The 425-nt window shown below is 60.0% G+C and carries 1 protein-coding gene; it reads right to left on the bottom strand.

Features of this window, described 5'->3' with window-relative positions:
• Window positions 1–98: 98 nt before the first annotated feature.
• Window positions 99–425 (bottom strand): transposase (locus KNO92_RS14730; protein ID WP_214761899.1); only part of this gene is annotated, 327 nt, incomplete at its 5' end.

Genomic DNA, 425 nt, shown 5'->3' with positions numbered 1-425 from the left:
AAAGCCTTCCGGCTTCTGGTCGCGATACATGTAACCCGCATCCGGGTCGGTCCGGCTCACCTTGACGAGCCGGCGCTCCCTCTTCTGAGGTGCCGGTTTCAGTTCTTTTTTCCGCGTTCGGCCCGTTCCTCGTTCACGCGGGTGAGAAGCTCGTCCTCGATCGCACCGACGACCCGTTCGACCTCGACCTTGTCGAACTTCTTCTTGTTCGCGTTCGCCCGGATGTGCGTGGAGTCCGTGATCAGGATGCGCCCGGAGACGAGTTCGTGGGATTCCGCCTGTCGGACGATATCCTCGAAGATTTGTTGGAACACGTCGTTCCCTTGGAAGCGTCGGCGGTAGGCCTGGCTGATCGTCGAATGGTCGGGAACCTTCTCATCGATGCCGAGACCGAGGAACCAGCGATAGGCGAGGTTCGTCTGAAC

Origin of the sequence: Exiguobacterium sp. s129, assembly GCF_018617585.1 — a bacterium.
In the GTDB taxonomy this organism is placed as follows: domain Bacteria; phylum Bacillota; class Bacilli; order Exiguobacteriales; family Exiguobacteriaceae; genus Exiguobacterium; species Exiguobacterium aestuarii_A.
This window is presented reverse-complemented; position numbering and strand designations above follow the sequence as displayed.